Annotated in this window: 17 protein-coding genes; 14 read left to right on the forward strand and 3 right to left on the reverse strand. The window is 71.3% G+C overall.

Going from position 1 to position 19,332, the window contains the following annotated elements:
* Nucleotides 1-16: 16 nt before the first annotated feature.
* The 8 genes from LHJ74_RS12720 to LHJ74_RS12755 all read left to right on the forward strand — a co-directional run bounded on the left by LHJ74_RS12720 (nt 17) and on the right by LHJ74_RS12755 (nt 8,814).
* Nucleotides 17-2,260 carry a CHAT domain-containing WD40 repeat protein gene (locus tag LHJ74_RS12720; RefSeq protein WP_260218075.1) on the forward strand — a complete coding sequence of 748 codons (2,244 nt, stop codon included), beginning with the start codon at nt 17-19 and terminating at the stop codon, nt 2,258-2,260.
* Between the two features lie 5 nt (nt 2,261-2,265).
* Nucleotides 2,266-2,784: a hypothetical protein gene (locus tag LHJ74_RS12725; RefSeq protein WP_260218076.1), complete on the forward strand. Its 519-nt coding sequence runs from the start codon at nt 2,266-2,268 to the stop codon at nt 2,782-2,784.
* 284 nt (nt 2,785-3,068) lie between these two features.
* Nucleotides 3,069-4,562: a sensor histidine kinase gene (locus tag LHJ74_RS12730; RefSeq protein WP_260218077.1), complete on the forward strand. Its 1,494-nt coding sequence runs from the start codon at nt 3,069-3,071 to the stop codon at nt 4,560-4,562.
* Between the two features lie 3 nt (nt 4,563-4,565).
* Nucleotides 4,566-4,982 carry a roadblock/LC7 domain-containing protein gene (locus tag LHJ74_RS12735; protein ID WP_260218078.1) on the forward strand — a complete coding sequence of 139 codons (417 nt, stop codon included), beginning with the start codon at nt 4,566-4,568 and terminating at the stop codon, nt 4,980-4,982.
* Nucleotides 4,979-5,365 carry a DUF742 domain-containing protein gene (locus tag LHJ74_RS12740; RefSeq protein ID WP_375546732.1) on the forward strand — a complete coding sequence of 129 codons (387 nt, stop codon included), beginning with the start codon at nt 4,979-4,981 and terminating at the stop codon, nt 5,363-5,365. The genes LHJ74_RS12735 and LHJ74_RS12740 overlap by 4 nt, the downstream gene beginning before the upstream one ends.
* A complete protein-coding gene (locus LHJ74_RS12745; protein ID WP_260218079.1) occupies nt 5,346-5,972 on the forward strand; it encodes a GTP-binding protein in 627 nt (208 codons plus the stop codon). Before LHJ74_RS12740 ends, LHJ74_RS12745 begins: the two co-directional genes overlap by 20 nt.
* Nucleotides 5,965-7,551: a cytochrome P450 gene (locus tag LHJ74_RS12750; RefSeq protein WP_375546733.1), complete on the forward strand. Its 1,587-nt coding sequence runs from the start codon at nt 5,965-5,967 to the stop codon at nt 7,549-7,551. The genes LHJ74_RS12745 and LHJ74_RS12750 overlap by 8 nt, the downstream gene beginning before the upstream one ends.
* A gap of 168 nt (nt 7,552-7,719) precedes the next feature.
* Nucleotides 7,720-8,814 carry a hypothetical protein gene (locus LHJ74_RS12755; protein WP_260218080.1) on the forward strand — a complete coding sequence of 365 codons (1,095 nt, stop codon included), beginning with the start codon at nt 7,720-7,722 and terminating at the stop codon, nt 8,812-8,814.
* 65 nt (nt 8,815-8,879) lie between these two features.
* Here LHJ74_RS12755 and LHJ74_RS12760 read toward each other — a convergent pair whose 3' ends face one another.
* The gene (locus LHJ74_RS12760) at nt 8,880-9,326 is read right to left on the reverse strand and encodes an ATP-binding protein (protein ID WP_260218081.1); all 447 of its coding nucleotides are present in this window, start codon (nt 9,324-9,326) and stop codon (nt 8,880-8,882) included.
* Nucleotides 9,327-9,388: 62 nt separating this feature from the next.
* On the opposite strand from LHJ74_RS12760, the gene LHJ74_RS12765 reads away from it, so the two are divergent.
* Nucleotides 9,389-10,225, forward strand: coding sequence for a helix-turn-helix domain-containing protein (locus LHJ74_RS12765; RefSeq protein WP_260218082.1), 837 nt, complete (start codon nt 9,389-9,391; stop codon nt 10,223-10,225).
* A 25-nt stretch (nt 10,226-10,250) separates the two neighbouring features.
* Here the strand turns inward: LHJ74_RS12765 and LHJ74_RS12770 are convergent, their stop codons facing one another.
* Nucleotides 10,251-10,613, reverse strand: coding sequence for a carbohydrate ABC transporter permease (locus LHJ74_RS12770; protein WP_260218083.1), 363 nt, complete (start codon nt 10,611-10,613; stop codon nt 10,251-10,253).
* Between the two features lie 222 nt (nt 10,614-10,835).
* Between LHJ74_RS12770 and LHJ74_RS12775 the strand changes: the two genes are divergently transcribed.
* From LHJ74_RS12775 to LHJ74_RS12790, 4 genes are read left to right on the forward strand one after another with little or no spacing between them, the layout of a single operon-like run.
* Complete coding sequence (locus tag LHJ74_RS12775; protein WP_260218084.1) at nt 10,836-11,888, forward strand: iron-siderophore ABC transporter substrate-binding protein; 1,053 nt, start codon at nt 10,836-10,838, stop codon at nt 11,886-11,888.
* Nucleotides 11,889-11,904: 16 nt separating this feature from the next.
* A complete protein-coding gene (locus LHJ74_RS12780; protein WP_260218085.1) occupies nt 11,905-12,942 on the forward strand; it encodes a FecCD family ABC transporter permease in 1,038 nt (345 codons plus the stop codon).
* Complete coding sequence (locus LHJ74_RS12785; RefSeq protein WP_375546734.1) at nt 12,939-14,024, forward strand: FecCD family ABC transporter permease; 1,086 nt, start codon at nt 12,939-12,941, stop codon at nt 14,022-14,024. Before LHJ74_RS12780 ends, LHJ74_RS12785 begins: the two co-directional genes overlap by 4 nt.
* On the forward strand, nt 14,003-14,875 hold the full coding sequence (locus tag LHJ74_RS12790) for an ABC transporter ATP-binding protein (protein ID WP_375546735.1): 873 nt from the start codon (nt 14,003-14,005) through the stop codon (nt 14,873-14,875). Before LHJ74_RS12785 ends, LHJ74_RS12790 begins: the two co-directional genes overlap by 22 nt.
* Nucleotides 14,876-15,019: 144 nt before the next feature.
* On the opposite strand, the gene LHJ74_RS12795 is transcribed toward LHJ74_RS12790, so the two are convergent.
* A complete protein-coding gene (locus LHJ74_RS12795) occupies nt 15,020-15,508 on the reverse strand; it encodes a GtrA domain-containing protein (protein ID WP_260218087.1) in 489 nt (162 codons plus the stop codon).
* Between the two features lie 375 nt (nt 15,509-15,883).
* Between LHJ74_RS12795 and LHJ74_RS12800 the strand changes: the two genes are divergently transcribed.
* Entirely contained in the window at nt 15,884-19,324 is a 3,441-nt protein-coding gene (locus LHJ74_RS12800; protein ID WP_260218088.1) for a HelD family protein, read from the forward strand.
* The last annotated feature ends 8 nt before the right edge of the window (nt 19,325-19,332 follow it).

Consider the following 19,332-nt stretch of genomic DNA (forward strand, 5'->3'; position numbering starts at 1 on the left):
GAGCGGAGGGGGAGCCGTGGGCGATCTCGATCTTCGGGTGCGAGTCGTGGGGCGTGGTGAGCACGGATACCAGGTGATCGTCGAGGCGCCTGACGACGGCGAGGCCACCACGGATCTCCGGCTTCCTTCGAAGCCGGAGCTGGAGGAACTCCTCGCTCGGGTCCCTGAGGCTCTCTGGAAGTCGTCGGCACGCCTGCGGCGCAGCGCGACCGCTGCGGAGCAGCCGGTGCGGGACCTTGGCCGCGCGCTGTTCGACGCACTGCTGAGCGGCGACGGGCGCGGGCTGCTGACGGCGAGCCGCGGCCGTGCCGCCCAGCAGGGCAGGAGGCTGCGCATCGTACTGCGGATACAGCCGCCGGAGCTGGCCCGGCTGCCATGGGAGTTCATGTACGACACCGGCGAGGACGGCTATCTCTGCCTCGCCATGCCGCTGGTCCGGTACCCGCAGCTGCCGACACCGGTGCGCCCGCTGCGAGTCGAATCACCGCTGCGTGTGCTGTGCATGATCGCCAGGCCCGATGACCAGGGCCCCTTGCAGACGGAGCACGAGCAGCAGCGAATACGGGAGTCACTGGCCGGCCTGGTGGATGCGAGGAAGGTCGAACTGGGTTTCGTGGAGGGGCAGTCCTGGCGGCATCTCCAGGCGGCCCTGCGCCCGCGACGCGGGACCGGCGCCGCGAACGGGCGGGGGGAGACGGAACCGGCCCAGCCGCGCGGGCCGTGGCATGTGCTCCACTTCATCGGCCATGGCGGCTACGACGAGGCGGCGCAGGAGGGCACCGTGGCTCTGGTCGGGGAGGACGGCGGGGCCTATCATCTCGGTGCGGAGATGCTCGCCACGATGCTGGCCGGGCACCCCTCGCTGCGGCTGGTGGTGCTGAACGCGTGTGAAACGGACCGCGGCGCGCCGAGCGACCCCTTCTCCAGCGTCGCCGGAGCGTTGACCAGGCGCGGAACCCCGGCCGTGCTGGCGATGCGGTATCCGGTCTCCGACGAGGTCGCGATCGAGTTCGGCGCCACCTTCTACAAGGGGCTGGCCTCCCAGCAGTCCGTCGACGACGCCGTCCTGGGCGCCCGGCAGAGCATGCGTCTGGCACTGCCCACCACCTTGGAGTGGGGCACGCCTGTGCTGTACATGCGGTCCGCGGACGGGCTGCTGTTCGACCTCGACTCCGCTGTTGTCACCACGGCCGGGGGCGGCGCGACGGTCCTGCCGCAGGGCGGCTTTGGGAGCGCACCGCCGGTGGAGACCGAGAGGGCGCCGGCGCCCGGCGGAAGCCGTCCTCGGCAGACCGTCACCGTGCCGCCGCCACCGCCACCGTCCCCGCCACAGAGGCGACGCGACCCGGCTGCCTGGAAGCGGCTGACGACGGTCACCCTTCCCTGGCGAGTGAGGGCCGTCGGGTTCTCCTCGGGTGAGCTGCGGCTGGCGATGAGGATGGGGCGGCGGCACAGCCTCGTCATCGCTGATGCCGACGGGCGGGAACGGCAGCAGATCCCGCACCGGGACGTATGGTCCGCCGACTTCAGCACGGAGGGACGTCTGCTTGCCACCGAAGGCGCCGACAGATACCTGCGCACGTGGGATGTGGCCACCGGCCGGCCGCTGTGCGGGGTCCGTCATCCGAGAAGAATCGAGCGGCTGGCGTTCAGCCCCGACGGCGCACTCATCGCCACCGGAACCGGCGGGCGGACTGTTCGCGTCTGGGATGCGGCGACAGGGGATCTGTGTCAGGAACTGACCACCGACTGGTCCTTGCGGCAACGGCTCGAAAGAGGCTGGGTCAGGAACCTGGCGTTCAGTCCGGACGGCACTCGTCTCGCCACCGGCAATACCTACGGGTTCGCCGAGATGTTCGCCGTCAGCACCGGAGAGCGGCTCTTCAGCTTCCGTCATGCCAGCTCAGGGTGGGGGAAGGGAGTGAGTGCGGTGGCCTTCAGCCCCGATGGCAGACGGCTGGTCACCGCGGACGCGGAAGGCGACGTGTACGTCTGGGACGCCGAGGGCCATAGCCACCAACGCACCCTTCCGCACCGGAAGGGTGCGTACGGATTGGCGTTCAGTCCGGATGGAGAGTTGCTCGCCGTGGCCATCGCCCTGGGAAGCACAGACGTCTGGGATCTCGATTCCGGAGGAGGTCCGCTCTTTCGGATCGCACATCGTGCCGAGTACGCGCCGTCGGTCGCCTTCAGTCCGGAGGGGACGCGACTGGTCAGTGTCAGGGATACGGAAATGCTCATCTGGGAATCCGAGGGGTGAGGGCAGTGGCTGAGACCGGATCGGCACCGGCCGAACTGTACGTCGACGCGCAGGTAACCGAGGAACAGGACGAACCACTGCGGCAGGTCCTGACAGCTCTGGGCTATGAGCCACAGGTCAAGGTGGCACCGAGGCAGCGCAACGATCAGCTGACCGCGTTGCTCGTACTCGTGCTCCCGTTGACGGGCTTCCTGAACGGGCTCGGGGACAGGGCCGCCGGGGACCTGTACGAAGGGTTCCGTGCCGCCGTACGCGGCCTCTTCCGACGCCGTGGTTCCGGGCGCCGAGTGCCGGCAGCGCCGCAGGACACGGACCCGCAGAGCGAGAACCGGCCCATCGTGCTGCAGGACCCTGCCACCGGCCTGCAGATCGTGCTCGATCCCGAGCTGCCCGACGGGGGTTACCAGCAGTTGCTGACCCTGGACCTCTCCAGGTTCCGGCAGGGCCCGGTCCGCTACGACCGCGACCAAAGCCGCTGGCTCTCGGATCTGGACGCGGCGCAGGACAACACGCCGGGATCGTGACCACAGCGGGCGTCCCCACATCGGCGCGTGAGGGAAGAGCAGGGGAGAGCAGGGGAGAGAAGGGTGACGATCAGACGGCTTGGGCAACTGACCTGTATGTAAAGCCGCTTGTATGGAAACATGCCCGGCAGTGATCGACTGGCAGGTGTCATCGACCGCGACGGTTCGGCTCTGCCCCGACGCAGGGACGCAGGACGCTGCGCTCCACAGTCGCCGGAGACTCCTCGTGGCCCGGTTGCCCCGCCTCCTCTCCACCTTCGTCCCACAGTCATTGAGGAATGCCGATGGTCCGCGCCGGTACGTCCACCGAAGTCCGGGTGCCCTCCTCCGCGCCCATCTGGCTCATCCCTCCGGCGCTGCTCGGCGGCTCCGCGGTGGTGGCACTGGCGCTCGTTCCCGGCCACCTGCGCGCGGCCGTCGCCTGGTGCGGCGCGGCAGCGGTGCTCGTCGTGGCACTGCTCGCGCGGGAGGCCGTGCGCCGGGGCCGTCAGCTCGCCGCGCTGCGCGAGCGGAGCGCCGCCGACGAGGCGGAGCTGCGACGCCGGCTGGCCGCACAGGAGGCCCAAGCCGTACGACTGGCCAAGGAGTTGCCCGCAGCGGTCGCCCGGCTCCAGGAGGGGGCGCTCGCCGAGGAGGCGCTCTCGGGCCTGGTCCCAGGCGTGGGGTCGGCCCCGGAACTCGAAGAGGCTCACCAGGCGGTGCTGCGTTCGGTGCTGGAGGCGGTGGAGGCCGAGGAGGGCCTCCGCGACTCCGCGCAACGGGCGTTCGTGAACATCGCCCGGCGCGTGCAGGCAATCGTCCACCAGCAGTCCCAGGACCTGCGGGAGATGGAGGACAAGCACGGCGAGAACCCGGACGTCTTCGGCGATCTGCTCCACCTCGATCACGGCACCGCGCTGATCGGACGCCTCGCGGACAGCATCGCCGTGCTCGGCAGCGCACGTCCCGGCCGCCAGTGGCAGCAGGACGTACCGATGTTCAACGTACTGCGCGGCGCCATGTCGCGGATCATGGATTACCGGCGCATCGACCTCCACTCGGTGGCGGAGTTCGCCGTCGTCGGGCCCGCCGTGGAGCCGCTGATCCACGCGGTGGCCGAACTCCTCGACAACGCGACCCGTTACTCGCCGCCGCAGACACGCGTCCACCTCACGGCGATGGAGACCCAGACGGGTGTCGCCGTGGAGATCGAGGACGCGGGGATCGGCCTGACCGACGAGGCGCGCAGCCGTGCCGAGCGCGCGCTCGCGCAGGCGTCCGCCGGGCTGGACCTGAACGACCTGGGGGAGACCCCGCGCCTCGGCCTGGCCGTCGTCGGGCGCCTGTCCCAGGCCAACGACTTCACGGTCTCCCTGCGGCCCTCGGCCTACGGTGGCGTACGGGCCGTGCTGACGGTGCCGCAGCGCCTGCTCACGGTGACACCCTCGCCCGGCGGGCAGATCGCCCGGGCCGCCACGCTGCCGCCGATCCGGCCACGGCCGAGGCCCATGACCGGGCCCAGCGAGACGCCCGCGGAGGAACTGGAGGCCGCTGTTCCGCGCGCGGCGAACGGACTGCCCCAGCGGCGCCGTCACCGCGCCGCCGCGCCGCCGCCCGCCAGACCCGCCGGGGCGGTGCCCGCGCCGTCGGCCGCCGGGGCCGCCGCGACCGCCGGGCCTTCCGAGCCGCCAACGGAGCCCGGGATGTGGCTTGCCGCCTTCCAGAGCGGTGTTTCGGCTGAGCCCGCCGCAGCCGATCCCATGCGTAACGGGGACGAGGCGACGAGCGAAGGTGAGTAGAGCGTGACACAGCAGCGACTCAACATGGACTGGATACTCAAGGACCTGGCAGCCGGCGTCCCCCAGACGCGTCATGTGGTGGTGCTGTCCTCGGACGGTCTGTGCATCGCCCAGTTCAGTACGGACGGGGAAGAGGACGGCACCGCCGACCGGCTCGCGGCGGCCTGTGCCGGGCTGCAGAGCCTCTCGGCCGCCATCGCCACCGAGTTCCCGCACGGTGACGGCCAGATGCGGCTTGTCGTGATCGAGGTCTCCGGCGGCTTCTTCTACCTGATGGCGGCCGGCGCCGGTGCCTATCTTGCGGTACTGGCCGACAGCGGGGTGGACGCCGGGCTGATGGGGCAGCGCATGCGGGACCTGGTGGCGCGCATCGGTGAGCACCTCAGCAGCCCGCCGCGTGCCGACGAGCAGGACACGTGAGCGGAGGCGACCCCCCGCGGTACCAGGGACAGGGAAAGGGCCAGGGGATCGAAGGCGGCCCCGAACGGCTCTATGTGGTCACGGCGGGCCGCGACAGAGCGGCCGAACCGGTCCCCCTGGACCTGGTGACGCTGATCGTCTCCCGTGGTAAGCCCGCGAGGGGGATGCAGCCCGAGCACGCCGCCATCCTCCGGATGTGCACGCGGCCGCTGTCCTTGGTCGAGATCTCGGCGTACACGGGGCTCCCCGCCAGCACGGTCTCCGTCCTGCTCACGGATCTGGTGGACGGGGGACAGGTGGAGACACGGGCTCCGGTCCCGGCGGCCGAGCTGCCCGACCCGAAACTTCTGGAAGCGGTGATGGATGGACTTCGCAAACTCTGAGGCGGCGGCCGGACCTCAGGCCGGGGATGCCCTGCCGGCTTCGGCCCGGTCAGCGGTGAAGGTCGTCGTCGTGGGCGGCTTCGGGGTCGGGAAGACCACCCTGGTCGGCGCGGTGAGTGAGATCAGGCCGCTCACCACCGAGGAGACGATGACGCAGGCCGGTGCCGGGGTCGACAGCCTCGTCGGAGCGGAACACAAGACCGAGACGACCGTGGCGATGGACTTCGGACGGATCAGCATCGACGAACGGCTGGTCCTCTACCTCTTCGGCACGCCCGGGCAGGAGCGCTTCTGGTTCCTGTGGAAGGGGCTGTTCGAAGGGGCCCTGGGTGCGGTCGTCCTGATCGACACCCGGCGGCTGGAGATCAGTTTCAGCGTGGTCAACCGGCTGGAGGAGCGGGGGGTGCCGTTCGTCATCGCCGTCAACAACTTCCCCGACAGCCCCTGCCACCCCATGTCCGACATCCGGGCGGCGCTGGACCTTCCCGACCACGTACCGATGGTGACCTGCGACGCCCGCGACCGGTCCTCCAGCCGCGACGTCCTGATGGCCCTGATGCGCTACCTCCACTCCCTGACCACCGCGCCCCGGAGCGACAGTGACTGACACCCCGGCCGAACCCGGCCCCGACACCCCCGGGCCCACGGACGACACACCCGGTCCGCCGCCGGGCTGCCCCGCACACGCAGGACACCCGGCACCCGCCGCAGAACCGGCACCCGCCGCAGGCCCGGCACCCGCGTCCGGCGGTGCCCCCGACGGCCTGGTGAACCTGTTCGCCGCCGAGGCGGTGGCCGACCCGAGGGCCACCTACGAGAGGCTGCGGGCCGAGCACGGTCCGGTGGCGCCCGTCCTGCTCGCCGACGATCTCCCCGCCTGGCTCGTGCTCGGCTACCGCGAGAACCTGGAGGTCGCCCGTACGCCCTCCCGCTTCACCCGTGACTCCCGCGTCTGGCGGCTCTTCCAGGAGGGCCGGGTCCCGGCGACCTCACCCCTGCTGCCGATGACCGACTGGAAGCCGCTGTGCCGCTTCGTCGACGGTGAGGACCACCGGCGGCTGCGCTCGGCGATCAACGACAGCATCGGCCGCTTCAACCGCCGTGGCATCCGGCGCCATGTCACCCGCTTCGCCGACCAGCTGATCGACGGCCTCTCCGGCAACGGCGAGGCCGATCTGGTCGCCGAGTTCATCGAGCATCTGCCCATGCTCGTGATGACGCAGCTGCTCGGCATCCCCGAGGAGGACGGCCCGCGACTCGTCGACGCCTCCCGCGATCTGATGAACGGCGCGAGTACCGCGGTCGAGAGCAACGAGTACCTCGTAGAGACGCTGCGTTCGCTGGTGGCGCGCAAGCGGATCTCGCCGGGCAACGACCTCGCGTCCTGGCTCATCGGCCATCCCGAGGAACTCAGCGACACGGAGGTGATGCAGCACCTGCGGGTCATCCTCGTCATCACGAACGAGACGACGATCAGCCTGATCGCGAGCACACTGCGGATGGTGTTCACCGACCTCCGGTTCCGCGCCTCGCTGACGGGCGGTCACATGACGCTGCCGGACGCGGTCGAGCAAGTCCTGTGGGAAGAGCCGCCGTTCCTGACCCTGCCCGGCCGATGGGCCACCGGGGACACCGAGGTCGGCGGTCAGAGGATCAAGGCGGGAGACCTGCTGCTGCTGGGCATCGCGGCGGGAAACGTGGACCCGGCGATCCGGCCCGACCGCAACACGCCCATGCACGGCAACCGTTCGCACCTCACGTTCGGCGGCGGCGCGCACGAGTGTCCGGGCCAGGACATCAGCCGCGCCATCGCGGACACCGGCATCGACACCCTGCTGATGCGCCTGCCCGATCTGCGGATGACCGTGGAGGAGGAAGAACTGCGCTGGAACCAGGCCTGGGTGACCCGCCACCTGGCCGCCCTGCCCGTGGAGTTCACCCCCGTGCCACCGAAGGACCGGTCACGGCCCGGCGCGAGGAAGGACGCCTCTGCAACCCAAGCCCCTCTGCCGTCCGCCACACCTCCGTCCGCCATACCTCCGTCCGCCATACCTCCGTCCGCCGCGCTGCCACCGGCGGTCCGGGCACCCGAGGGTGCCGCTCCAGCGGGGGCGGCGACTCCGGCTTCCCCGCCGGGCGCTCCGCGGGGCTGGGCCTCGGTGCGACGCCGCCTCCTGCGGCGCTGACCGGACTTGGCCGCGTTCCCTGGCGGGCTCCTCGGACGGGCTCCTCGGACGGGCGCCGCCACGCACTTACCCAAGGGGAGAGCCTCACGATTCGGGGTTGCCGGGGCTCCGATGGGCATCCTCTCCTGAGGCCCGGCACCGCGCAGGGGCGAATGACGGAGGTACTGGATGCGGCGCAAGATCCATCTCGTCGGAAGCTTCCCTCCGGAGATCACCGGGCGGGAGCCGCGCGAGGCGTGGGCCTGGGTGCGCGAGAACGTCGGCGACACCGAACTGCTGGCCTGGCCCTTCGACGACGACCCCCGCTGGATCGTGCGCTACATGCAGGGCCTCGACGAGCGGGGGACCGTCCGGGCGATAAGGGGCGGTGACTTCTCCGACTACGACTCCGTCCCGATCTACCGACTGGCCGGAGAGGAACGGCCCGGCCCGGCGATGATGCGCGATGATGCGCGCGCCGACCGGGCCCGCGAACTGGTGGGGGACTACCGGCGTTCGGACACCGGAGGTGCCCCCGTCCAGCTCTCCCGGCCCAACCCGCTGGACCTCGGTCTGATGACCATGGTGGGCAAGCCGCAGCTGCGTCATGCACTGCGGACCCTGCGGGGCACATTCCTGATGCTGGGTCAGCTTCCCACGCTGAACCGGGCGGCCCGGCAGGAGATACGCCACGCGGCACGGCTGGCCCGGGAACATGATGTGCCCGTGGTCTGGCAGTTGGAGACCCCTGCGGTGCTCTACGCGCTGAACCTCCTGCCCCCGCCCCTGCGTCCGGTGGCCGCCCGGCTGCTGGCCCGCCAGGTCGCCGGTGTCCTCGCGCTGATTCCGCGCGAGTCCGCCGTGCTGCACCTGTGCTACGGCGGGCTGGGGCGCGCCGAACTCATAGCGCCGCGCAGCACCCGGCCCGCGGTGATCTTTCTCAACGCGCTCGCCCGCCGCCTGAGACGTCAGAAGAGGCCCCTGCCTCCGGTCCATATCCCGTTCGCCTACGGGACCAGGCCACCGCCGACGCTGGCGCACCCTTACGCTCCGCTGAAGGATCTCGACCCAAAGTGGCGCCTGATCGCCGGAGTGGCCGACGAGAACGACCCGGGCGCGTCGCACACCGCCCTGGACCTCGTGGAGAAGCACTCCGGGCGACAGGCCGAGGCGGTGGCCACCGCCTGCGGACTGGGCCGGCACAGCGAACCCGCGGCCCGGAAGGCGCTGGCCCTGCTGGCTGAGCTGGCCGGGAAGAGCACAGCCGCTGCGGGCCCGTACTAGGTGGTGCTGGAGAAGTCCCGCCTGTCTCGCCCTCCGGGCGGCCGGCGCTACTTCTCCAGCACGCCCTAGAGATCAGCCCACACCAGGCGCCCCTCCGAGCCGGTACGGGTACCCCAGGCGCTGCTGAGTCCGTCGACTATCAGCAGCCCGCGCCCTGTCTCCTCCAGGTCCGCCACCGCCTGGTCCCGGGCCGGGCGGGGGCGCGGCACGGTGGTGCCCGGTCCGCTCCACACCCGGAGCTGGACGTCTCCCTCTGGACGCCGTCGCAGATGACACCGCACCTCCGGGCCTCTGCCGTGCAGTACCGCGTTGGTGACCAGCTCGGTGGTCAGCAGGGCGGCGGTCTCGGTCCGCTCTCCCGGCTCCCCCCACCGGGCCATCGTCGAACGGGCGTGCTGCCGGGCCTGTCGCACGCCCTCGGGGGTACAGGGCACCAGGCAGCCGTTCGGAGTATGCGTGTCCGGCAAGTGGCTGATACCGGCATCCGCCTCACTCGTATCAAAGTCACACATAATGCCACTATGGGTGTGATGGGCAGATTCTGCAATTCACGCAATCAGGGGAGCGGGATCGGATGAGAGCGAGATCCGGCCCTACGGTGGCGCACCGGGTCCTGGCTACCCGCCTGCGTGTGCTGCGCGAGGGCGCCGGGCTCACCCTGGGGCAGGCCGCCGGCGCGCTGGGATCGCATCCGGCGACCGTACGGAGGATCGAGCGTGCCGAGACGGGGCTGGACGCCGGGCAGGTCCAGCTGCTGCTGGCCCGCTACCGGGTAACGCAGGCGGAGACCGAGCGCATCCTCACCAGCCTGGCGGAGGCGAATCTGCCCGGCTGGTGGCACCGGTACCGCGAGGTGATGGACGCCGCCCAGCAGGAGTGGATCGGCACCGAGTCCTCCGCGAGCGTGGTGCGGGTGTGGCATCCCGCGCTGATCCCGGATCTGCTCCAGACCCCGGCCTACGCCGCCGCCGTTCAACTGCTGCGGCATCCGGGCCGTCCGCCGGGGCACCGCGACCTGGCGGTGGAGCTGCTCCAGCAGCGGCAGGCCCGTCTGGCGGAGCGTTCCGCACCGCTGTGGGTGCTGATTCCCGAGGCCGCGCTGCACACCGAGGTCGGGGGCGTCACGGTGATGCGCGAGCAGCTCGCCTCACTGCGGTCCGCCGCCGCACGGCCCGGCTGCACCGTGCAGGTCAGCCCGCTGGCCGCCCCGCCGCACGCGCTGACCGGCACACCCCCGCTGAGCGTGCTGCGCCTCCCGGCACCCGAGATCGGCGACCTGGCCGTACTGGAGATCGCCCCCGGCCGTACCGAGGTGAGCGACGATCCCGTCGGTGTCGGACGCTGCCGCGTGGCACTGGACACGGCGTGTGCCGCCGTCCCCCACCCGGACACCCCGCTGCCCGTCCCCTGAGGGAAGGAGCCGTGATGGCAGCGGTTCATCCCTTCATGGCTCCCTGGAGCAGCCCCGCGACGAAGCTGCGCCGGAAGAGCAGGTAGACCACCGTGATCGGCAGCATCACGATGATGGTGCCCGCCGCCAGCGTCGGCACATCGGTGCTGTTCTGCCCGACGAAGAAGCCCAGCCCGGCCGGAGCCGTACGCATGCTCGCGTCCTGGATCAGGACCAGGACCAGCGGGAACTGGTTCCAGGACCACATGAAGACCAGCACCCCGAGGGTCATCAGGGAGGGCCGGGCCAGCGGCAGCAGCACGCGGAAGAGGACCGTGCCGGACGAGGCGCCGTCGATGCGGGCCGCCTCCACCAGTGAGGGCGGGGTGCTGCGGAAGTGGGTCCGCATCTCCCTCGTGGTGGCGAAGTAGCGCGAGGCGGTGGAGCGCGAGACGGTCCCGCCCGTGCTGTGCCGGGCCGAGCTTGACGTTGATCAAATCTTTAACTTAGGGTCCCCTTGCTAAGCGATTCTGCTTCGCGTCACCCGCCTTCGCGGCCCGAGGCCGCGCAGTTCGTGCTGCGCGCGTCCGCCCCGGGCGGGTGACAACTGGACAGGACAAGAGGATCTTTCATGCTGCCCCTTTCAACTCGGCCGAGCCGTCGCGCTCTTACGGTGCCCGCTCTGACCGCGGCCCTGTGTCTCGTGCTCGGAGCGTGCGGCGCGGACGATGACAAGTCCTCCGACTCCGGGTCCGGTACCGCGAAGTCCGGCGGGGCGTTCCCCGTCAGCATCAAGAGCGCGCTCGGCACGGCTGAGATCACCGAGCAGCCAGAACGCGTCGTCACCCTCGGCCAGGGCTCGGCCGAAACCGCGATCGCGCTGGGCCACACCCCGGTGGGCGTGGAGGAGTACGAGTGGGGCAGCGACAAGACCGGCTACCTGCCCTGGGTCCACGAGGCGGTGAAGAAGAAGGGCGACGACCTGCCCGAGCAGTTCACCGGAGGCGAGGAACTCGACATCGAGGCCATCACCGAACTCGAACCGGACGTCATCCTCGCCCCGTGGTCCGGCGTGACCGAGAAGCAGTACGACATCCTCAAGGACATCGCCCCCACGGTCGCCTACCCGGACAAGGCGTGGAGCACCAACTGGGACCAGCAGATCAAGATCATCGCCAAGGCGCTCGGGCAGCCGAAGGACGGCGCGAAGCTGATCAGCAAGATCGAGAAGCAGTTCGCCGCCGCGGCCAAGACCCGCCCCGACTACGAGAAGTACACCTTCTCCTACATCTACAACACCGGCCCCGGCACGCTCGGCGTCTTCCGCTCCGAGGAGCAGCGGTCCGAGATGGTCTCCTCGCTCGGCCTGAAGACCGACCCCGTCGTGGACACCTTCAAGGAGACCGACGGCACGGACTCCGCTCTCATCGGCCTGGAGAACGGCAACAAGCTCAACAAGAGCGACCTGATCTTCACCTTCTACAGCGACGAGAAGTCCCGCAAGCAGATCGAGGGGCAGAAGCTGTACAAGGCGATCCCGGCCATCGACAAGGGAGCCGTCGTCGCGGGCCGCGACAACCCTTTCGTCACGGCCTCCTCGATGATCAACCCGCTGACCGTGCCGTGGAGCATCGAGCGCTACCTGCCGATGATCGACGACGCCATCGCCAAGGCCGAGAAGTAGGACGCGGTCCGGCCGGATGACCACTTCCGTGGACCACCGCCCCGGCGGCGCCGCTGCCCCGCGCACCGGTGCCGCCCGGGCGGCGCTCTGCCTGACCGGCGCGCTCGTGCTGCTCGTCCTCGCGGCCTTCGCGAGCGTCATGTTCGGCAACCTGAGCACCTCCTTCGGCGAGGTCCTCGACGCCCTCGCCGGCGACGGCGACCCGTACCTGCGCACCGTCATCGAGAGCCGCTACCCGCGGACCGTGCTGGGCGTGCTCGCCGGGGCGTGCCTCGCCGTGGCCGGCACCCTCATGCAGGGCGTCACTCGCAACCCGCTGGCCGATCCCGGACTGCTGGGCATCAACGCGGGTGCCTCCGCGAGCATCGTCGCGGGGACCGCCTTCTTCGGCGCCTCCGGACAGTCCGACACCGTGTGGTGGGCGCTGCCCGGCGCGCTGCTCGCCGGCCTCCTCGTCCATGTCATCGGGGCGGCGGGAGCCAACACCGGCCTGGTGCGGCTCGTCCTGGCCGGAGCGGTGCTGACGGCCGTCCTCACCGCCTTCATCCAGGCCGTCACGCTCAGCCGCCCCAAGGTGTTCGACAGCTACCGCTACTGGGTGGTCGGCGCGCTGGGCGGCCGGGGCTATGACGTCTTCTGGTCCGTGCTGCCCTTCGCCGCAGTCGGCCTGGCCGTCGCACTGCTGCTCGGCCCCGCACTGAACACCCTGGCGCTGGGCGACGAGGCCGCCGCCTCGCTGGGCACCAACGCCGCGCTCGTCCGCGGCGCGGGCTTCATGACCGCGACGGTGCTCAGCGCGGCCGCCACCGCGGCGGTCGGCCCCATCGCGTTCGTCGGACTCGCCGTTCCGCACATCGTGCGGGCCCTCGGAGGCGTGGACTTCCGCACACAGATCATGCTCTCGGCGCTGGCCGGTCCCGCGCTGCTGCTCATCGCGGACGTGATCGGCCGGGTCCTGCTGCGCCCGCAGGAACTCATGGTCGGCGTCGTCACGGCGTTCGTCGGCGCGCCCGCGCTGCTGTACGCCGTGCGCCGGATGAAGGGCACCGCATGACGCCGGACCGCATGACGCCGGACCAGTCTTCCGCGGCAGACGTGAAGCCGACCGCGCCGAAGGGATACCTGCGCCTCGGCCACCACGTCGTACTCCCCGTCGAGCGCAGCACCGTCATCGCTTCGCTCTTCGCCGCCGCCACTCTTCTCCTGGCCGCCGCCGCCACCCTGACGCTCGGCCGCCTCGGCATAGCACTGGGCGATCTGCCCTCCACGGTGCTGGGCGATGCGCAGGGCAAGGACGCCTTCGTCTTCGACCGGCTGCGCGGCCCCCGCCTCGTCACCGGCATCGCGACCGGCGCAGCGTTCGGCCTCTCCGGTGCCCTCTTCCAGTCGGTGACCCGCAACCCGCTCGCCAGCCCGGACGTGATCGGGCTGAGCGGCGGTGCGGGCGCGGGCGCGGCGGCCTTCGCGCTGCTGCTGCCCGGTGTGCCGGTGTGGTCCGGCGCGCTGCTCGGCGCGCTCCTCGCGATGTGCCTGGTCTATGTCTCCACGGGCACCGGCTTCCGCGACCCGGGCCGCCTCGTCGTCGCGGGCATCGGCGTCGCGGCGCTGGCCACCGCGCTCACCCAGTACGTCGTCTACGTCGTCGAGCGTGACAAGGCAACCGTGCTGACCGCCTACCTCAACGGCAGCCTGGCCGCCCGCTCCTGGACCGACGCCGGCACCATCTGGCTCGTCCTGCTCGTCGCGGGCCCGCTGGCCGCACTCGTCTCGCGGCGACTCACCATCGCCGAGATGGGCGACGAGATCTCCGCGGCGCTCGGCAGCGACCCGGGGCGCACCCGAACGGCGGCCGTCCTCCTGTCCGTCGCCCTGGCCGCGGGCGCGGTGAGTGTGGCGGGGCCCATCGCCTTCATCGCACTGACCGCTCCGCAGATAGCCCGCCGGATCACCCGGGGAGCCGGGCCCAGACAGCTGCTCTCCGCCCTGCTGGGGGCGCTGCTGCTGGTTCTGGCCGACCTCGCCTCGCAGCAGCTGACCCTCTTCGACGACCTGCCCGCGGGCATCTACACCATGGCCGTCGGCGGCATCTACCTCGGCTACCTGCTCACGCGTGAATGGAGAAAGGGAACCCTGTGACAACCGAAGCGGGTACGCAGACCCGGAAGACCGAGCCGCCCGCCGCACAGGGGCTCAGCGCCGAGAAGGTCACCCTCTCCTACGGCAGCAGCCCCGTGGTCTCGGACGTCAGCCTCGACCTCCCGCACGGCGGACTCACCGTCATCGTCGGCCCCAACGGCTGCGGGAAGTCGACCCTGCTCAAGTCCTTCGCGCGCGTCCTCAAGCCCGAGCGCGGACACATCACGCTGGACGGCACGGACATCCGCACCCTGCGCGGCAAGGAGTTCGCCCGCCGGGTCGCGCTGCTGCCGCAGAGCCCGCTCGCGCCCGAGGGCATCACCGTGCGCGGCCTGGTGGGGCGGGGCCGCCATCCGCACCACACCCTGCTGCGCCAGTGGTCGCCCGACGACGACCGCGCCATCACCCTCGCGCTCGACCGCGCGGGCATGACCGAACTGGCCGAAGCCCAGGCCGGGGCCCTCTCCGGCGGGCAGCGGCAGCGCGCCTGGATCGCGATGGTCCTCGCCCAGGACACCGGTCTGATCCTGCTGGACGAACCCACCACGTTCCTCGACATCGCCCACCAGTACGACCTGCTGGAGTTGTGCGCCGAGCTGAACCGGGAGGGCCGCACCATCGTCGCCGTACTGCACGACCTCAACCAGGCGGCACGCTTCGCCTCCCACCTCGTCGTCATGGACGAGGGCCGGATCGTGGCCGAAGGCCCGCCCCATCAGGTGCTGACGGCCGAGCTGGTGTCGGAGGTGTTCCACCTCGCCTCCGACATCGTCCCGGACCCCCGGACCGGCACTCCCATGGTCATCCCCCACGAGCGCCGCCCCCACGAGCGCGGCGCTGCGGTGGGCTGACCCGGGCGGGGGTTCTGCGGGGAGGCAGCCACTGGGCCGATCTTCATCGGTCGACGAAATCACCGCTCCCGCACCCGATTCCTGGTCGGAACGTCGACCGGACAGGATCGCTGACAGTTCGCGCCTGGCCGGCCGGGGCGGCTGCTACGCCGCCATGGTCACGGACGTCCGGTTGAGGCGGAGGCGGAGGTGCGTCCGCTCGTGCTTCGTCGTCCGCTCGGCGTAGACGACGGCGCGCAGGACGGCGAAGCGTCCGACGCCCGCCAGCGCGGATGCCGACAGGTAGACGGTCTGCTCGGTCAGCGCCGACGGTGCGGACTGCACCGCGTACAGGCCCAGCAGGGCGCCGGTGGTGAAGGCGTAGCTGACGGCCACGGTGAGCCCGGACTGGAGGTGGACGCCCCAGCCGCGGCGCTCGCTGCGGAAGGACACCCGGCCGTGCAGCTCGGTGGCGATGACGGTGGAGACGACGGTGATCAGGGCGTTGGCCAGCATCATCGGCATCCGGTCGCTGAGCAGCAGGAGCGCTCCGCTGGAGGCCAGCCCCACGCCGCCGCCGCAGACGACGAAGCGGACGAAGGCCGCGATGACCGGGCTGGTCGAGGGCGTCTGCCGGTTCTGTCGCCTGGTCACGGGGGTCCTCCGAGTCGGGGTGTGGAGCGCTGCTGTGCTACTGAGTAAGAACTTACGGATCCGGCGCCGCTCCAGCGATCAGGGTGGTCCCCCTCTCATGGTGGGGTTATCACCCATAGATCTCAGGGTGCTGACCCTCAGGGCTTCTTGGGGAGGCTGCTGCCACGCTCTTCAACGGTCTACTGGACTGACTCCTCTCGCCACCGATTTTCATCGGCACGCCGGGCCGGACAAGAACCAGGATCTCTGCGCTGGCGGGCTGTTGGCCGGTTAGTGACGCGGCGTCATATGGATTCTGCTAAGTCTTTCCGCAGGGATGCGCGGTACGTCGGCCGAGAGAAGCAGCGCCGTTGTGCCGCAGGGGAGGGGAGACACGTGAGCGGCACTTCACGGGAAGCGGTCATCGCCAACGAGCAGAAGGCGGTCGACCGCGCGTACGACTGCTATGAGGCACGCCTCGCCGAGATGGGCGGGCAGACCGCCGCGTCGGCGTCGGCGAGTGGCAAGGACGGCATCGCCGTCCGAGTCGAGGCCGAGGCCCGCGCGCAGGAGTACGGGGGCCTGGGCGGGGAGTCCCTGGTGGTCATGCGGGTCGACACCCAGGAGGGCGGGCAGGCGGAGCCGGAGACCTGGTACGTCGGGCGGCGGAGCGTCTTCGACGTCGAGACCCGCGACCAGGTGGTCGTCTCCTGGACCAACCCGCTGGCTGTCCAGTGGCGCAACGCGCTGCCCCAGGCGCCCGGAGAGGTCTCCCTCCGGCGGCAGTTGCGGTGCGTGGAGCGCACGGTCGAGGACTATCTGGACGAGATCGCGCCCCTTCTCAGCCCCGGTGATCAGCCGGGCGCCGGTGACGACGCCGTACCGGAGCCCGCCACCGGTGAGGCGAGCGCCGTCGAAGCGGAAGGCTCTGCCGAGGCGGAACGCCCTGACGACGGGGAGGAGGCCGCTGCGGGGCGCGTCCCCGGGCCGCGCGGGGTTGCGCGCAAGCCGCGGAAGAAGCCGCAGCCGGTGGACGAGTTCCTGCTGCGCGAGCTGAGGCGGGCCCGCAGCGGCCGGATGCGGGACATCGTCGAGACGATCAGACGCGACCAGATGGCGCTGGTCACCGGCTCACCGGCCGGACTGCTCGTGATCCAGGGCGGGCCGGGCACCGGCAAGTCCGCTGTCGGTCTGCACCGGGTGACCTGGCTCGTCGACAACGACCACTTCCCTGCCCAGGACATCCTGGTGGTCGGCCCGCATCAGAGCTTCCTGGAGTACGTCGGGCGGGTCCTGCCCACTCTCGGCACCCGCAACGTCAACGCGGTCCAGCTCTCCCGGCTCTGGGCAGGTGACATCCGTGGCACCGACTCCCCCCGGGCCAGGCTGGTGAAGTCAAACGAGCGGATGGCCGAGGTGCTGAGGCGGCGAGTGGAGGGTGAGTGCAGGCCGGAGGCCGTGGACTCCCTCACCACCGCCCCCTCGGACGAGCGGGACGAGCCCGCTTTCACCGTCGCCGTCGGCAGCACCTCGCTGCGGCTGCCGCGCTCGGAGGTACTCGAACTCCTCCGGGAGGCCCGCGAGGGCACCGGCGCGTACCGGCTGCGCAGAGACCGCTTCCGCAACCTGCTGGTCGACCGGCTGCTGGCCGCACTCGCTCAGCTCGCCCCGCGCCGCAGCCGTGACACCAAGGTGCGCCGCGACCTGGAACGCCATCGGCAGGTCACCTCGCTCATCGAGCGGACCTGGCCGTCGCTGAGCCCCGAGGAAGCGCTCCGGAGCCTGCTCAACTCCCCGGACAGGCTGCGGGAATGCGCGGACGGAGTCTTCGACGACGGCGATCAGGCCGTGCTGCGGAGGCCGAGGGCGGAGCGGGCGGCCGAGGAGGCCTGGACACTCGACGATCTCGTATGTCTGGAGGAACTGCGCTTCCTCCTCGCGGGCGAGACCCCGCAGCGATACCGGCACATCGTCGTGGACGAGGCGCAGGACCTGACCCCGATGCAGGCGAAGTCCCTGCGCAGGCGCTGCCCGTCCGGCTCGATGACCGTGCTCGGCGACCTGGCACAGGCCACCGGCGCCCACGGGTACACCGACTGGGACCGGCTGGGCCAACTGCTGGGCGACCAGGGCGACTGGCAGGTGGCCGAGTTGAACACCAGCTACCGGGTGCCCGCCGAGATCATGGACTTCGTCGCCCCGCTGGCCCGTACGATCGCGCCCTCACTGCCCTACCCGGTGGCCGTCCGCCGCGCCGGTGACGAATCCGTACGCCTGGTCCGGACGACGCCCTGGGAGCTGCTGGACGAGGCCGTTTCCCGCACGGCGCGCCTCATCGGCACCGACGAGGCGGGCCGGTCGCTGCGGTCCATCGCCGTCATCGTGCCGGACGACTCCGACTGGCTCGGCGAGGTCCGCCGCCGTGTGGACCAGGCCGAGAGCATGACACCGCAGGGACGGCAGACGGTGTCCGTGCTGGCGGCGGCCCAGGCCAAGGGCATGGAATTCGACCACGTGCTCGTCCTGGACCCGACGGCGATCGCCGAGCGCGGTCCCGCCGGTCTGCGTCAGCTCTATGTCGCCCTGACGCGCAGCACCCAGTCGTTGACCGTCCTGCACCCCTCGCCCCTGCCGGATGCCCTGTCCGGGCAGGGCGGGGGACCAGACGGCGGGCGCGAGGGCGGCCATGTGCCGGGCGAACTCGCGGTCGGCTCCGACATCCGGGTCCGGGTGCTCGGCGCGGGCAAGGGTGCCCACTGGAGGGTCCAGGCTCTCGAACCGGCGACGGAGCGCACGCTGCTCCTCGTCGTCCGCCACGGTTCGACGCCCCCGAGGATCGGGGCCGAGCTGGAGTGCTGGGTGTCGCACCACGAGGGGCGGGTGAGTCTGCTCTCGGCCAGCGACTTCGGACGCAAGCCCGTCTCCACCGGCATGGCGGCGCGCTACGGGGCGGCGCTGGAGATCCTGGGGGAGATCGCGCACGGCACCGAGGGCGTCCCGGGCGACGCTGCGGCCCGGCTCTCGGAGCTGAAGGGAATGGCGCACCGGTGCCTGCGCCGGGACCGGGCCGACTGGCTGGGCGTCTGGCAGCTGCTCGGGGCACCCGAAGCGGAACGGCTGCGGGCGCTGCGGGACTTGGCGCAGAGCACGCGCGACGCGATCGCCTCGAAGGACGCCACGCTCGGCGCCCGGCTCGCCACCGAGCTGGCCCGCAGCGGCTGGGCGGAGGAACTCTCCCGCGCCCGGGCGCGCCTTCGCACGGACCCCGCCCCTGCTCCCACCCCGCCCCAGCGGCTCCCTCCCGCCGAGGCTGAACCCCCAACCCCGACCCCAACCGCAACCGCAACCGAACCCGAAGCGAGAGACGCCAGCCCCGTGGAAGCCGACACGCAGACGCAGCACCACCGGACCGCTCCCCCCGAGGCTCTCCTCGCGGAGCTGACGGCCTCGGCGGAGGCTGATCGCGACTGCAACACGCACGAGGCGGTGCGCCGCCAGCTCCAGTCGGCACTGCACTTCGCGGGGCATCGCCCCACCGACTCGCCCGTCGTCGACGTCAGCCGCGAGGACGGGGACGGCGGTCTCTTCCTCTACGAAGTCCTCAGCCGCGGACGGGTGACGTATCCCGACATCCGTGCCGGAGCCGCCCGGCTGCTGGAGATCAACCACCTCGCGCCGCGCACCGCCGCCCGCCTGTACCTGGTGCTCTGCGGACCGCCCGCCCAGGACTGGGCGGCGGAGACGGTGCGGGAGGTCTTCGGCGTGTCGCTCCTGTGGTGGACGGGGCGGGAATGGGCCGGGCAGGACGAGGAGACCGCGCTGGGCCAGGGCGGCTGACGCCTCGG

The organism is Streptomyces gossypii (assembly GCF_025165795.1).
In the GTDB taxonomy this organism is placed as follows: domain Bacteria; phylum Actinomycetota; class Actinomycetes; order Streptomycetales; family Streptomycetaceae; genus Streptomyces; species Streptomyces gossypii.

Coding starts and splice junctions, on each gene's coding strand:
- LHJ74_RS12730 (WP_260218077.1), top strand. CDS start 3,069: ATGGTCCGCGCCGGTACGTCCACCGAAGTCCGGGTGCCCTCCTCCGCG.
- LHJ74_RS12745 (WP_260218079.1), top strand. CDS start 5,346: ATGGACTTCGCAAACTCTGAGGCGGCGGCCGGACCTCAGGCCGGGGAT.
- LHJ74_RS12755 (WP_260218080.1), top strand. CDS start 7,720: ATGCGGCGCAAGATCCATCTCGTCGGAAGCTTCCCTCCGGAGATCACC.
- LHJ74_RS12760 (WP_260218081.1), bottom strand. CDS start 9,326: ATGTGTGACTTTGATACGAGTGAGGCGGATGCCGGTATCAGCCACTTG.
- LHJ74_RS12765 (WP_260218082.1), top strand. CDS start 9,389: ATGAGAGCGAGATCCGGCCCTACGGTGGCGCACCGGGTCCTGGCTACC.
- LHJ74_RS12770 (WP_260218083.1), bottom strand. CDS start 10,613: ATGCGGACCCACTTCCGCAGCACCCCGCCCTCACTGGTGGAGGCGGCC.
- LHJ74_RS12775 (WP_260218084.1), top strand. CDS start 10,836: ATGCTGCCCCTTTCAACTCGGCCGAGCCGTCGCGCTCTTACGGTGCCC.
- LHJ74_RS12780 (WP_260218085.1), top strand. CDS start 11,905: ATGACCACTTCCGTGGACCACCGCCCCGGCGGCGCCGCTGCCCCGCGC.
- LHJ74_RS12785 (WP_375546734.1), top strand. CDS start 12,939: ATGACGCCGGACCGCATGACGCCGGACCAGTCTTCCGCGGCAGACGTG.
- LHJ74_RS12790 (WP_375546735.1), top strand. CDS start 14,003: ATGGAGAAAGGGAACCCTGTGACAACCGAAGCGGGTACGCAGACCCGG.